Source organism: Actinomadura sp. KC06 (assembly GCF_004348735.1).
Lineage (GTDB): Bacteria > Actinomycetota > Actinomycetes > Streptosporangiales > Streptosporangiaceae > Spirillospora.
The window spans coordinates 1-12,475 of sequence record NZ_SMKT01000207.1 but is presented as its reverse complement, the minus strand read 5'-3'; the positions used below and the strand labels follow the sequence as shown (position 1 = coordinate 12,475).

The 12,475-nt window shown below is 70.6% G+C and carries 14 protein-coding genes; 10 read left to right on the top strand and 4 right to left on the bottom strand.

All coding sequences use genetic code 11. The annotated features are described in order from the left end of the window. Positions 1 to 170: 170 nt before the first annotated feature. Positions 171 to 695, bottom strand: coding sequence for a hypothetical protein (locus E1287_RS38135; protein WP_131970155.1), 525 nt, complete (start codon positions 693 to 695; stop codon positions 171 to 173). A gap of 37 nt (positions 696 to 732) precedes the next feature. Here E1287_RS38135 and pyrE point away from each other — a divergent pair, with 37 nt between their 5' ends. Further along, positions 733 to 1,269: an orotate phosphoribosyltransferase gene (gene pyrE / locus E1287_RS38130; protein ID WP_131970154.1), complete on the top strand. Its 537-nt coding sequence runs from the start codon at positions 733 to 735 to the stop codon at positions 1,267 to 1,269. Positions 1,270 to 1,294: 25 nt separating this feature from the next. Here the strand turns inward: pyrE and E1287_RS38125 are convergent, their stop codons facing one another. Both E1287_RS38125 and E1287_RS38120 read right to left on the bottom strand, forming a co-directional pair. After that, complete coding sequence (locus tag E1287_RS38125) at positions 1,295 to 1,669, bottom strand: RodZ domain-containing protein (protein WP_243719715.1); 375 nt, start codon at positions 1,667 to 1,669, stop codon at positions 1,295 to 1,297. A gap of 105 nt (positions 1,670 to 1,774) precedes the next feature. Continuing rightward, positions 1,775 to 2,500: a DedA family protein gene (locus E1287_RS38120; RefSeq protein ID WP_131970152.1), complete on the bottom strand. Its 726-nt coding sequence runs from the start codon at positions 2,498 to 2,500 to the stop codon at positions 1,775 to 1,777. A gap of 239 nt (positions 2,501 to 2,739) precedes the next feature. On the opposite strand from E1287_RS38120, the gene fbaA reads away from it, so the two are divergent. The 6 genes from fbaA to E1287_RS38090 all read left to right on the top strand — a co-directional run bounded on the left by fbaA (position 2,740) and on the right by E1287_RS38090 (position 7,646). Continuing rightward, positions 2,740 to 3,762 (top strand): class II fructose-bisphosphate aldolase, encoded by a 1,023-nt coding sequence (fbaA, locus tag E1287_RS38115; RefSeq protein ID WP_131970151.1) that lies wholly within the window; start codon positions 2,740 to 2,742, stop codon positions 3,760 to 3,762. A gap of 141 nt (positions 3,763 to 3,903) precedes the next feature. Next, positions 3,904 to 4,353 (top strand): helix-turn-helix domain-containing protein, encoded by a 450-nt coding sequence (locus E1287_RS38110; protein ID WP_131970150.1) that lies wholly within the window; start codon positions 3,904 to 3,906, stop codon positions 4,351 to 4,353. 68 nt (positions 4,354 to 4,421) lie between these two features. Further along, complete coding sequence (locus tag E1287_RS38105) at positions 4,422 to 4,931, top strand: GNAT family N-acetyltransferase (protein WP_243719714.1); 510 nt, start codon at positions 4,422 to 4,424, stop codon at positions 4,929 to 4,931. 65 nt (positions 4,932 to 4,996) lie between these two features. Beyond that, complete coding sequence (locus E1287_RS38100) at positions 4,997 to 5,419, top strand: DUF3151 domain-containing protein (protein WP_131970156.1); 423 nt, start codon at positions 4,997 to 4,999, stop codon at positions 5,417 to 5,419. 120 nt (positions 5,420 to 5,539) lie between these two features. Next, complete coding sequence (locus tag E1287_RS38095; protein ID WP_131970148.1) at positions 5,540 to 6,823, top strand: adenylosuccinate synthase; 1,284 nt, start codon at positions 5,540 to 5,542, stop codon at positions 6,821 to 6,823. A 1-nt stretch (position 6,824) separates the two neighbouring features. Next, positions 6,825 to 7,646 (top strand): glycerophosphodiester phosphodiesterase family protein, encoded by an 822-nt coding sequence (locus E1287_RS38090; protein ID WP_131970147.1) that lies wholly within the window; start codon positions 6,825 to 6,827, stop codon positions 7,644 to 7,646. Between the two features lie 12 nt (positions 7,647 to 7,658). Here E1287_RS38090 and E1287_RS38085 read toward each other — a convergent pair whose 3' ends face one another. After that, positions 7,659 to 8,744: a magnesium and cobalt transport protein CorA gene (locus tag E1287_RS38085; RefSeq protein WP_131970146.1), complete on the bottom strand. Its 1,086-nt coding sequence runs from the start codon at positions 8,742 to 8,744 to the stop codon at positions 7,659 to 7,661. A 324-nt stretch (positions 8,745 to 9,068) separates the two neighbouring features. Between E1287_RS38085 and purD the strand changes: the two genes are divergently transcribed. From purD to E1287_RS38070, 3 genes are all read left to right on the top strand, one after another. Further along, on the top strand, positions 9,069 to 10,322 hold the full coding sequence (purD, locus tag E1287_RS38080; protein WP_131970145.1) for a phosphoribosylamine--glycine ligase: 1,254 nt from the start codon (positions 9,069 to 9,071) through the stop codon (positions 10,320 to 10,322). A 50-nt stretch (positions 10,323 to 10,372) separates the two neighbouring features. Then, positions 10,373 to 11,683 (top strand): adenylosuccinate lyase, encoded by a 1,311-nt coding sequence (gene purB, locus E1287_RS38075; protein WP_131970144.1) that lies wholly within the window; start codon positions 10,373 to 10,375, stop codon positions 11,681 to 11,683. Positions 11,684 to 11,721: 38 nt separating this feature from the next. Continuing rightward, the coding region (locus E1287_RS38070; protein ID WP_131970143.1) for an MOSC N-terminal beta barrel domain-containing protein at positions 11,722 to 12,475 on the top strand (754 nt) is incomplete at its 3' end.

Genomic DNA, 12,475 nt, shown 5'->3' with positions numbered 1-12,475 from the left:
CCCCTGAGGCCGACACCCTCACCCCCGGCCCCGACGACGTCGCCATCGCCGAGGACAGCCTCGAAGCCCTCCTCCGCCTCCGCTACCGCGCCCGCATAGACCTGGGCCGCAGCGAAGACGACTACGACGCCCTCCTGGACGACCTCCTCAAGAACGCGTAGGCGCCCTGGCTAGAGCTCCATGAGGAGTTCGCTTAGGGATTGGGCCACTGCGGTCGGGGGTTCGTGTTCGGTGACGGGCCAGCCGCGGAGGCGGGCCTCCCTGATGGCCTGGTCGTGGCCGGACGAGGCGGAGCGGTCCGAATGCGTGCGGAGGTACCCGCAGGGCGCCTCCGGCCAATCTGGGGGCATGGGGACGTCGTTCTGGGGCGACTCGTGGTCGTGCCGCATGGGGCGGGGCAGATCGGCGTCGATGAACACGTAGCCGGCGATCGGGCGGTGCGCGGCGCGTTGCGCGAGGGCGATGCCCGGGAGCAGCGGTCCGGCGGCGCCGTGCGCGGCGAGGGCGAGCGGGGGCACGGGGTCGGTCGCGGTGATGGTGAGGGAGACGCGGGCGATGTAGCGGGGGCCGGTGTCGTCCGGGACGTCCGGGGCGATCACGTCCAGGCCGTACGAGCGGAGCATCTCGGGCAGGTCGCCCCAGGCGGCGGCGGTGGCGTTCGGCTCGTGCAGCAGGACGAGTGTTCCCGGCGTCATGCCGGGCACCGTACACGGCGGCAATAGGGTTCTTCACGTGAGCGATCGTGATGAGCTGCTGCGGAAGATCAAGGACAAGGCCGTGGTGCACGGCGACTTCGTGCTGTCCTCGGGGAAGCGGGCGTCCTGGTACGTCGACCTGCGGCGGGTGACGCTGGACGGGTCGTCGGCCCCGCTGGTCGGACGGGTCATGCTGGACGAGACCGCCGACCTGGACTACGACGCCGTCGGCGGCCTCACGCTCGGCGCCGACCCGGTGGCGACCGCGATGCTGCACGCGGCGGCGGCGCGCGGCCGGTCGCTGGACGCGTTCGTCGTCCGGAAGGAAGGCAAGGCGCACGGGCTGCAGCGCCGCATCGAGGGCCCGGACGTCGCGGGACGGCGCGTGCTCGCCGTCGAGGACACGTCCACGACGGGCGGGTCCGTCCTCACCGCGGTGGAGGCGTTGCGGGAGGCGGGCGCGGAAGTCGTGGCGGTCGCGACGATCCTGGAGCGCGGTGCGGCCGGGCGCATCGCCGACGAGGGCCTCGTCTACCGCCACCCCTACGACGTCGCCGACCTCGACCTGGGTTAGCCGTCTGGCCGTCGCACCGCCCGGGTCAGCCGCCGCGGGGCTTGACGAACCATTCGCCGCGCTGGCCGTCCGCCTTCGGCGGCTGCACCTTGCCGTGGATGACGACCTGCACCGCGCCGCCGTTGTAGGCGACGACCTGCAGCGGCGCCTCCTTGTAGTTGCGCGTCTCGCCCTGGTTGAGGGTGCCCTTGGTGAGGACCTTGCCGGTGTCGGCGACACGCACGAACACGTAGGTCGCCGGGCCGGTCACGCGGATCACCAGCGGCAGGGCGACCGCCGGCGACGTCGCGGTCTCCGGGGACGGATCACCGCCGCTGGTCTCCTCGGCGGCCGGCCGGCTCGCGTTCGACGACGGTCCCTTCTGCTCGGGCTCGCCGGAGACCGCGTTGACCAGAGCCATGCCTCCGCCGACGAGGAGGGCCAAGGCGGCTAGCACGGCCACAGCCGCGATCAGTATGCGCGCGAGACCCCTAGGGTCCGACCGATGACGTCCCACATGGGGAGGTTAGCGATAACTGTCACCGCTGAGCGACGGACGTGACTCTTCGGGGTCATTCTTATCTGGACCCCGGTCCGCTTTGCGGCCTTTCAGGACCTCTCGGACGATCGGGATGACCGACAGAACGAGGATCACCGCGACGCCCGGCAGGATGTAGCGCTCGATGTCGGGAACCTCGGAACCGAGGAAGTGGCCGAGGAGGAACAGGCTGTCCGTCCAGATGACGGCGCCGATGCAGTTCCAGATGAAGAACCGGCGGGTGGACATGCCGAGCATCCCGGCGAGCGGGTTGAGGAACGTCCGGACGATGGGGATGAACCTGGCCAGAACCACGGCCTTGGCCGGACCGAATCGGTTGAAGTAGTACTCGGCCTTCTCGACCCACTCCTGCTTGAAGATCTTGGAATCGGGACGATCAAAGAGTTTTCGCCCATAGCGGGCACCGAGGAAGTGGCCGAGCTGGGCGCCCGCGATCGCCGCGATGGGGCCGCCGACGAGGAGCCACGGCAGCGACAGCGGCTGGAACTCCTCCCCGTTGATCGTCGAGACCGCCGTGAGGATTCCCGCCGTGAACAGCAGCGAGTCGCCGGGCAGGATGCAGCCGAACAGCAGTCCGGTCTCCGCGAAGATGATGAGGAGAACACCGATCGTCGCGAACGTGCCGAACAGCTGCAGCCACCACTGCGGGTGCAGCAACTCGGTGATGTCGAGGGGAAGGGTCGAGAGATCCACACCGCGAGCGTACCTTTCCACACGCTCCGATTAGGCGAGATACTGAGGGCTGACGGCATGCCCGACCCGGAAAAGCGCGTGACCTTGGCTCGTGCTTGGGTATGCGACGTCCGGGTGCTACCGCCCGCTGGACGCCCGGCGGCACATCTGAACGTCCTGATCCGGCGGCGCCGCGCCGGCGAGGACTCTGGCGACAGGCCGGACGACGACGTTCACTGCGTATGAAAGGACGCTGACCAATGCCCATCGCAACGCCCGAGACCTACGCGGAGATGCTCGACCGAGCGAAGCGGGACGGCTTCGCCTTCCCCGCGATCAACGTGACGTCCAGCCAGACGCTGAACGCCGCGCTGCGCGGCTTCGCGGACGCCGAGAGCGACGGGATCGTGCAGGTGTCGACCGGAGGGGCCGAGTACCTGTCCGGCGCCGCGGTGAAGGACATGGTCGTCGGCGCGAGCGCGCTCGCCGAGTACGCCCGGGTCGTGGCGGCCAGGTACCCGGTCAACATCGCCCTGCACACCGACCACTGCCCGAAGGACAAGCTGGACGGCTTCATGCGCCCGCTGATCAAGATCTCGCAGGAGCGGGTGGCGCGCGGCGAGGAGCCGCTGTTCCAGTCGCACATGTGGGACGGGTCGGCGGTCGAGCTGCACGAGAACCTGCAGATCGCGGCCGAGCTCCTCGACGAGTGCGCCAAGGCGCGGATCATCATGGAGATGGAGATCGGCGTCGTCGGCGGCGAGGAGGACGGCGTCGCCAACGAGATCAACGAGAAGCTCTACACGACGCCCGGCGACGCGCTCGCGACCGCCGAGGCCGTCGGCGTCGGCGAGAAGGGCCGCTACATCCTCGCGGCGACGTTCGGGAACGTGCACGGCGTTTACAAGCCGGGCTCGGTGAAGCTGCGTCCCGAGGTGCTCAAGGAGATCCAGGACGCGGTGGCCGCCAAGCACGGCAAGGAGAAGCCGTTCGACCTGGTGTTCCACGGCGGCTCCGGCTCGACGCTGGAGGAGATCCGCGAGGCGGTGTCGTACGGCGTCATCAAGATGAACATCGACACCGACACCCAGTACGCGTTCACCCGTCCGGTGGCCGACCACATGCTCCGCAACTACGAGGGCGTGCTCAAGGTCGACGGCGAGGTCGGAAACAAGAAGCAGTACGACCCACGCTCGTGGGGCAAGGCCGCCGAGGCCGCGATGGCCGCGCGGGTCGTGGAGGCGTGCGAGAGCCTCCAGTCCGCGGGCAAGAAGCTGAAGTAGCGGGCACTGAACGTAGACCGTCACGCTCGCCGCAGGGGCGGCGCGGTGAGCGTGGCGGTGACGGAGATCGTCCAGGTCAGACGGCTGCTCCGGCAGTGGAACAGGCGCGTTGTTTGACGAAACTTGGGTAGTGTCGGAGATGTGGCACTACCCCGCACATATGACTCACAGAACTGTTCGGTCGCGCGGTCGCTGGAGGTCGTCGGCGACCGCTGGACGATGCTGGTGATCCGCACCGCCTTCCAGGGCGTGCGGCGCTTCGACGACTACCAGGACGCGCTGGGCATCGCGCGCAACGTCCTCGCCGACCGGCTCTTCCGGCTGTGCGACGAGGGCATCATGCGCCGCGTCCCGTACCAGGAGCGGCCGGAGCGGTACGAGTACCGGCTCACCCGCAAGGGCGTGGAGCTCTGGCCCGCCGTGATGACCCTGCTGATGTGGGGCGACCGGCATTACGCGCCCGAGGGGCCGCCGCTGATCATCGGCCATCGCGGCTGCGCCGGGACGCTGACCCCGCAGTTCACCTGCGATTCCTGCGACAGGAACCTGGGCCCCGCCGACGTCGAGCCTCGTCCGGGCCCCGCCGCCTGACACCCGCCCCGCCCGCGCCCCGGCTCATTGAGTTGCTTCACGAAACCTTTTGCGGTCCAATGAGTTTCATGAAGCAACTTGAGGGTCGCGGCGCCGGGGGCCGCCGGGTCCTGGTGCGCCCGTACGGCATCGCCGACCGCGACGGCGTCCGGCGGATGTCGGACCGGCTGTCCGCCACCAGCCTCTACACCCGCTTCTTCTCCGGAACCCCGTACATCCCCGAGCACTACCTCGGCCTGCTGGACGGCCTCGACCACTGGAACAGCGAGGCCCTGGTCGCGCTGGACGGCGACGAGATCATCGGCAGCGCCGAGTACGTCCGCCTCGCGAAGCGGCCGTGGTGCGCCGACATCGCCGTGCTCGTCACCGACCCGTGGCAGCGCCACGGCGTCGGCAGCGCGCTGGTCGCCCGCCTCGCCGAGCTGGCCGAACGCCGGGGCATCACCGAGTTCGGCGCGGACGTCACCCTCACCAATCAGGGCGGCCTCCTCTTCATCCGCCACGGCTGGCCCGCGGCCCGCTCGACGCGCGACGGCGGCGCCGCGCATTTCCACCTGCCGCTCCCCATGCCCGCCTAGGGCTCCGCACGCCGGTCACATCGGCCGTGACCCGGGTTGATGCGGACATGACAGGCCCGCTTACGATGACCCGCATGACCCAGAACCTGCTCGGCGGCCCGCCTCCGACCGAACTGCCGGACAACACCGAGGCCCGCACGGCCCTGGAGAACGGCGTCGACCCGTTCGAGGTCGCCGCGCGCCACCCCGACTTCCCGGCCGCCTGGGCCGAGCTGGCCGACCGCGCCTTCGCGAACGGCAGCGTCATCGACTCGTACGCGTTCGCCCGCACCGGCTACCACCGCGGCCTCGACCAGCTCCGCAGGGCCGGCTGGAAGGGCCAGGGGCCCATCCCGTGGGAGCACGAGGCCAACCGCGGCTTCCTCCGCGCCCTGCACGCCCTCGGCCGCGCCGCCGCCGCCATCGGCGAGGACGGCGAGGCCGAACGCTGCAAGACCTTCCTCCGCGACAGCAGCCCGACCGCGGCAGACACCCTCAACGCCACCTGACCGGCGCGGACGTTCGCCTCCGGTTTCCTTGCCGTCCAGGTGCGGGTACGCTTTGATCGCAAGAGGCCCCTTCGCGCGCTTGCGGCGACCGGGGCCTTCGTCGTGGGAAGGAAAAGTGGCATGCCTGCCATCGTTCTTGTCGGAGCCCAATGGGGAGATGAGGGCAAGGGCAAGGCCACAGACCTGCTCGGCGGGGACGTCGACTACGTCGTCCGCTACCAGGGTGGCAACAACGCCGGGCACACGGTGGTCATCGGCGACCAGAGCTACGCGCTGCACCTGCTGCCGTCCGGGGTGCTGTCGCCGGACGTCGTCCCGGTCATCGGCAACGGCGTCGTCATCGACCCGGCCGTGCTGCTCCATGAGATCGACGGCCTGCGGGACCGCGGGGTGAGCTGCGAACGGCTGCTGATCTCGGCGAACGCGCACCTGATCATGCCGCACCACCGGGCCCTCGACAAGGTCACCGAGCGCTACCTCGGCAAGGCCAGGATCGGCACCACCGGACGCGGCATCGGCCCCACCTACGCCGACAAGATCAACCGGATGGGCGTCCGGGTGCAGGACCTGTTCGACCCGAACATCCTCACCCAGAAGCTCGACCTGGCGCTGCGCGAGAAGAACCAGGTCCTGACGAAGGTCTACAACCGGCGCCGCATCGAGACCGGGCCGATCGTGCAGGAGTACGTGGAGTACGGGGAGCGGCTCAAGCCGTTCGTCGCCGACACGACGCTCGTCCTGAACGAGGCGCTGGACGGTGGCAAGGTCGTCCTGCTGGAAGGCGCGCAGGGCACGCTGCTCGACCTCGACCACGGCACGTACCCGTTCGTGACGTCGTCCAGCCCGACGGCGGGCGGCGCGTGCGCGGGCTCCGGCATCGGCCCCACGAAGATCAGCCGCGTGATCGGCATCATCAAGGCGTACACGACCCGCGTCGGCTCGGGCCCCTTCCCGACCGAGCTACTGGACGAGCAGGGCGAGTACCTGCGCAAGACGGGCGGCGAGTACGGCGTCACCACGGGACGCGACCGCCGCTGCGGCTGGTTCGACGCCGTCATCGCCCGCTACGCCACCCGCGTCAACGGCATCACCGACTACTTCCTCACGAAGCTGGACGTCCTGTCGGGGCTGGAGCGCGTCCCGGTGTGCGTCGCCTACGAGATCGACGGCGTCCGCGCGGACGAACTGCCCACGACGCAGACCGGGTTCCACCACGCCAAGCCCGTCCTTGAGTACCTGGACGGCTGGCGAGAGGACATCAGCGGCGCCAAGAAGTTCGAGGACCTTCCCAAGAACGCGCAGGCGTACGTCCGGGCGCTGGAGGAGATGTCCGGCTGCCGCATCTCCGCGATCGGCGTCGGCCCCGGCCGCGACCAGACGCTCTCCCTCCGCTCCCTCGTCTGACGTGCCCACCGAGATCCACGGCCACCGCGGCGCCCGCGGACTCCGCCCGGAGAACACCCTCCCCGGCTTCGCCCACGCCCTCGACCTCGGCGTGGACGCCATCGAGCTGGACGTGGGCCTGTCCGCCGACGGCGTGGTCGTCCTCAACCACGACCAGACGCTCTCACCGGCCAACCTCACCGACACGGCACCTGTCCGTCCCGACGACCCGGCCTACCCCTACGTCGGCAAGCGCATCCGGGACCTGACCCTCGCCCAGCTCCGCACCGTGGACGCGGGCGTCCGACCCCACGAGCGCTTCACGCAGACCCCCGTCCCCGGAGCCCGCATCCCCACCCTCACAGAGGCGTGCGAGCTCCTGGCCCCAGCGGACGTGACCCTCTCGGTAGAACTCAAGACCGACCCCACCTGGCCGCTCACAGAGATCGACGACCTCCTAACGGCCACAGTGGACGTCCTGAAATCCGCCGACCTGACGGAGCGAACCCGCCTCCTGGCCTTCGACTGGCGCGTCCTCACCACGGCCCGAGACAACCACCCTGAGTTCGGCCGCGTAGCCCTCTACGAACGCAAAACCCTCGCCGCCGGGACGAAATGGCTGGCGGGCCACCCACCCGACGACCCGGTCTCCGCCGCCGCGACGATCGGCGCCACGGCCGTCTCCCCCGAGCACGTCCTGACGACCCCCGCCCTGGTGGACCAGGCCCACGCCGCAGGGCTCCCCGTCATCGTCTGGACGGTCAACACCCCCGAAGACATGATCCGCTTCACCAAGTACGGCGTAGACGCGATAGTCACCGACTACCCCGACCGCCGTCCGTGACGGGCCCCGGAATCACAACCAGCCGTTGCGGCGGAAGCCTCGGTAGAGCGAGAGGCAGGCCGTCGCGATGACGCAGAGGATCATGGGGTAGCCGAAGCGCCATTGGGTTTCGGGCATGAAGTCGAAGTTCATCCCGTAGATCCCCGCGATGGCGGTGGGGACCATGAAGATGGCGCCCCAGGCGGAGATCTTCCGCATGTCCCTGTTGTCGGCGACGGTGACCTGGGTCATGTGGGCCTGCAGGATCGGGTTGAGGAGCTCGTCGTACGCCTCGACCTGCTCGCGGACGCGGGTCAGGTGGTCCTCGACGTCGCGCAGGTACTCCTTGATCTCGGCGGGGACGAAGCGGCGTCCCGACAGGTGGCGCAGCGGGCCGGCGAGGGGGCCGACGGCGCGCTTGAGCTGGATGACCTCGCGCTTGAGGCGGTAGATGCGGCGGGACTCGTCGGTCCGCTCGGGGGAGAAGACGGCCTCTTCGACCTCGTCGATGTCCTCCATGACGGCCTCGGCGACGCCGACGTAGCCGTCCACGACGCGGTCGGCGACGGCGTGCAGGACGGCGGCGGGGCCGAGCGCGAGGCGGGCCGGGTCCTGCTCCAGGTCGCGGCGGACGGGGCCGAGCGCGCCGTGCTTGCCGTGCCGGACGGTGACGACGAAGTCCGGCCCGCAGAAGATCATGATCTCGCCGGTCTCGACGACCTCGGCGCCGCCGGGTCCGGTGGAGACGTAGCCGACGGTCTTCATGACGACGAAGTGGACGTCGTCGTAGCGCTCCAGCTTGGGACGCTGATGGGCGTTGATGGCGTCCTCGACGGCGAGCGGGTGCAGCCCGAACACCTCGGCGAGGTCGGTGAGCTCGGTGGCGGACGGCTCGTGGAGGCCGACCCAGACGAAGCCGGCGCTGTCGCCGTCGGCGGTGAGGCGGCCGTCGCGGATCAGGCGGACGGCGTCGGCGACGGTGTCGGTGGAGGCGCGATGCCCGTCGATGTAGGCGGCCCAATCGATGACGGCGGAGCCGCGGTGCGGTGCCTGGACGCCGGTGGGGCGGCCGCGGGTCTTGAACAGTGCGCGGCCCGGCCGGACTCGTGTCATGGCCATGAGGTGCTCCTAACCCGCCGGCCACGCGCGCAGTGGCGCGCTCGACCCAGGCCGGTCAGCGAAGGGAGCGCGCGGGAGCGGTGGCCGGACGCCAGATGGAGGCGGACGGTCGGACAGTCCTGCCCGGACTGTGAGGGTTTTCCGGCGAACTGCAAGGATCACCAGGACTCATCCCGACCACCTCCTTTCACGCCTCTCACGGCAAGCGGTAAAGCCTGTGGAAGCCTACCAGCCGACATTTAGGACGCCGCCCGCATCGATGAGGTTCACACGGCGACGGTGTGACGGCCGCCTCAGCGGCTCCGGCAAGTAAGCTCGCGTGGCGTGCGAGTACTCGTCCTTGGATCGGGTGGCCGCGAGCATGCGCTCGCCCGCGCCCTGCACCGCGACCCCGTCGTCACCGCCCTCCACTGCGGCCCGGGCAATCCGGGCACGGCCGGGATCGCGGACAACCACCAGCTCGATCCGACCGATCCGACGGCGGTGACCGAGCTGGCGCAGCGGCTGCGGATCGATCTCGTGGTGGTCGGGCCGGAGGCGGTGCTGGTGGCGGGCGTCGGCGACGCCCTGCGGAAGGCCGGGATCCCGTGCTTCGGGCCGGATCGCGCCGCCGCGCGGATCGAGGCGTCCAAGGCGTTCGCGAAGGAGATCATGGCGGAGGCGGGGGTCCCGACCGCCGACGCGCGGGTGTGCGACACGTCGACGCAGGTGGAGGAGGCGCTCGACGCGTTCGGCCCGCCCTATGTGGTGAAGGACGACGGGCTCGCGGCGGGGAAGGGCGTCGTCGTCACGCGGGACCGCGCGGCCGCGTCGCGGCATGCCGCCGGGTGCGAGCGGGTGGTGATCGAGGAGTTCCTGGACGGTCCCGAGGTCTCCCTGTTCGCGCTGTGCGACGGCGAGAACGCCGTCCCGCTGCTGCCCGCGCAGGACTTCAAGCGCGCCCACGACGGCGACGAGGGGCCCAACACGGGCGGGATGGGTGCGTACACGCCGCTCGCCTGGACGCCTCCGGGGCTCGTGGACGAGGTCATGTCCACGGTCGTCCAGCCGGCGGTGGACGAGCTGCGCCGCCGCGAGACGCCGTACGTCGGCGTGCTGTACGCGGGGCTGTCGCTGACGTCCAAGGGCGTGCGGGTGGTGGAGTTCAACGCGCGGTTCGGCGATCCCGAGACGCAGGTCGTCCTGGACAGGCTCGCGACCCCGATCGGGAAGCTCCTGCAGGCGTGCGCGATCGGCGGCCTGGACCCGGCGTTCCGGCCCGAGTGGCGTCCGGGCGCGGCGGTCACGGTCGTCGTGGCGGCGGAGGGGTATCCGGCCGCGCCGGTGAAGGGCGACGAGATCACCGGGCTGGACGAGGCCGCCGCGGTCGAGGGCGCGTACGTGCTGCACGCGGGCACGAAGGTCGACGCGGACGGACGGCTCGTCGCGTCCGGCGGGCGCGTCCTCAACGTCGTCGGCACCGGCCCCGACCTGGGCGCGGCCCGCGGCGCCGCCTACGAGGCGGTCTCGAGGATCGGCCTGCGCGGCTCCCACCACCGCTCGGACATCGCGCTCAAGGCCATCCAGACCAGGGCCTGAACCCCGAGCCCGGGCGCACGGCGGGCCCGTCGACCTGGGACAATCGTCGGGTGATCGAACGGTACACGCTTCCGGAAATGGGACGCGTCTGGAGCGACGCGCACAAGTACGAGCTGTGGTGCCGGGTCGAGACCCTGGTGGTCGAGGCCCACGCCGAGGCCGGGACGATCCCGCCGGAGGTGGTCGAGCCGGTCCGGAACGCGCCGCCGCCGACGCCCGAGGCGGTGCACGCGATCGAGGCGGTCACGCAGCACGATGTGATCGCGTTCCTGTCGGCGTGGGCCGACAACACCGAGCCGCGTGAGGCCGCGCGGTACGTCCATTTCGGGATGACGTCGTCCGATCTGCTCGACACGGCGCTGGCGCTGCAGCTCGTCGAGGCCACCGACATCCTGCTCGCGAAGGCCGACGCGCTCGTCGCGACCCTGCGCGACCACGCGCTGGCGCACCGGGCGACGCTGCGGGTCGGACGGACGCACGGCATCCACGGCGAGCCCGACGTGTGGGGCCACCGCGTCGCCGACTTCGCGTTCGCGATGGCGCGGTCGCGGGACCGGCTGCGGCGGGCCCGCGAGGCCGTCGGCGTGATGGCGATCTCCGGCGCGGTCGGGACGTACTCCAACATCGACCCGGCCGTCGAGCTGCACGTCGCGCGCAAGCTCGGCCTCCGGTCCGCGGACGTGTCCACGCAGGTCGTCATGCGGGACGGCATCAGCGAGTGGGTGTCGGCGCTGGCGATCATGGCGACGGTGTGCGAGGCGGTCGCGCTGGAGGTGCGGCACGGGCAGCGGACGGAGGTCCGCGAGCTGTGGGAGCCGTTCGGGAAGGGCCAGAAGGGCTCGTCGGCGATGCCGCACAAGAAGAACCCGATCATCTCGGAGCGGCTCGCCGGGATGGCGCGGATCGTGCGGGCGCAGATCGTCCCGGTCCTGGAGGGCATTCCGCTGTGGCACGAGCGGGACATCTCGCACTCGTCCACGGAGCGGATCGCGCTGCCGGACGCGTCCGTCGCCCTCGACTACATGCTGAACCTGACGAACCGCCTCATGTCCGGACTTGTCGTGGATGAGGCCCGGATGATGGCCAATCTCGAATCGACCGGCGGCCTCATCTACACCTCGACCGTGCTCCTGGAGCTGGTCGAGGCCGGGATGTCGCGTGACGACGAGGCGTACCCGCTCGTCCAGAAGGCCGCGATGGAGACGTGGGAGACCGGCGTCCCGTTCCGCGAGACGCTGCGCAGGCACGCCGCCGAAGCGGGCCTGAAGCTGGACGAGGCCTGCCTGGACGAGGTGTGCCGTCCCGAACGCTTCGTCGAGCGCCTCAGCCCCGTCTTCGACCGCCTGGCCGCCCTCCAGTAACCCGCCGCCCGCCACTAGCCGACCCATCAGGAGGGACCGTGACGGCGACGCTCGTCGAACTGAACGCCTACCCCCTCAAGAGCGGCGGCGGAACCGCTCTGCGCACTGCCGAACTGACCGCACGGGGCCTGCCGTTCGATCGCGAGTTCATGCTCGTCACACCCGAGGGCCGTTTTCTTTCGCAGCGGGATCTCGCGGGGATGGCGTTGCTGCGTCCGTCCTATGACGGCGAGATCCTCACGGTGAATGCTCCGGGCGCGGCCTCACCGCTCGTCCACAAAGCGCTGGAGGACGGCGAAATCCTGGACGTGACCGTCCAGCGAAAGGAATGCCAGGGGGTCGACCAAGGCGAGGAGGCGGCGGAATGGTTCGCGTCCGTCCTCGGCCATGACTGCCGGCTGGTGCGCTTCACCGGGCACCGGCCCACGCGCCACGGCGGCGGCGAGGTGATGTTCGCGGACGGCTACCCGCTGCTGCTCATCTCCGCCGAATCCCTCGACGACCTCAACGCGCGCCTCATTGGCCGGCACGCCGAGCCGCTCCCCATGAACCGGTTCCGTCCGAGCCTCGTCGTGGCGGGCCTCGGCGCGTACGGCGAGGACGACGCGCGCCTGCTGCGCATCGGCGAGACCGTCATCGAGGTGGTCCGGCCCTGCACTCGCTGCGTCATCACCACCACCGACCAGGACACCGGCGAGCGCGGCCGCGAGCCGCTGCGGACGCTCGCCGCCTACCGCGCCCGCGACCGCGGCATCCAGTTCGGCCAGAACTGCGTGCCCCGCCGCCCCGGCC

Coding starts and splice junctions, on each gene's coding strand:
- E1287_RS38135 (WP_131970155.1), bottom strand. CDS start 695: ATGACGCCGGGAACACTCGTCCTGCTGCACGAGCCGAACGCCACCGCC.
- fbaA (WP_131970151.1), top strand. CDS start 2,740: ATGCCCATCGCAACGCCCGAGACCTACGCGGAGATGCTCGACCGAGCG.
- E1287_RS38095 (WP_131970148.1), top strand. CDS start 5,540: ATGCCTGCCATCGTTCTTGTCGGAGCCCAATGGGGAGATGAGGGCAAG.
- E1287_RS38105 (WP_243719714.1), top strand. CDS start 4,422: ATGAAGCAACTTGAGGGTCGCGGCGCCGGGGGCCGCCGGGTCCTGGTG.
- E1287_RS38125 (WP_243719715.1), bottom strand. CDS start 1,669: ATGGCTCTGGTCAACGCGGTCTCCGGCGAGCCCGAGCAGAAGGGACCG.
- E1287_RS38085 (WP_131970146.1), bottom strand. CDS start 8,744: ATGGCCATGACACGAGTCCGGCCGGGCCGCGCACTGTTCAAGACCCGC.
- E1287_RS38100 (WP_131970156.1), top strand. CDS start 4,997: ATGACCCGCATGACCCAGAACCTGCTCGGCGGCCCGCCTCCGACCGAA.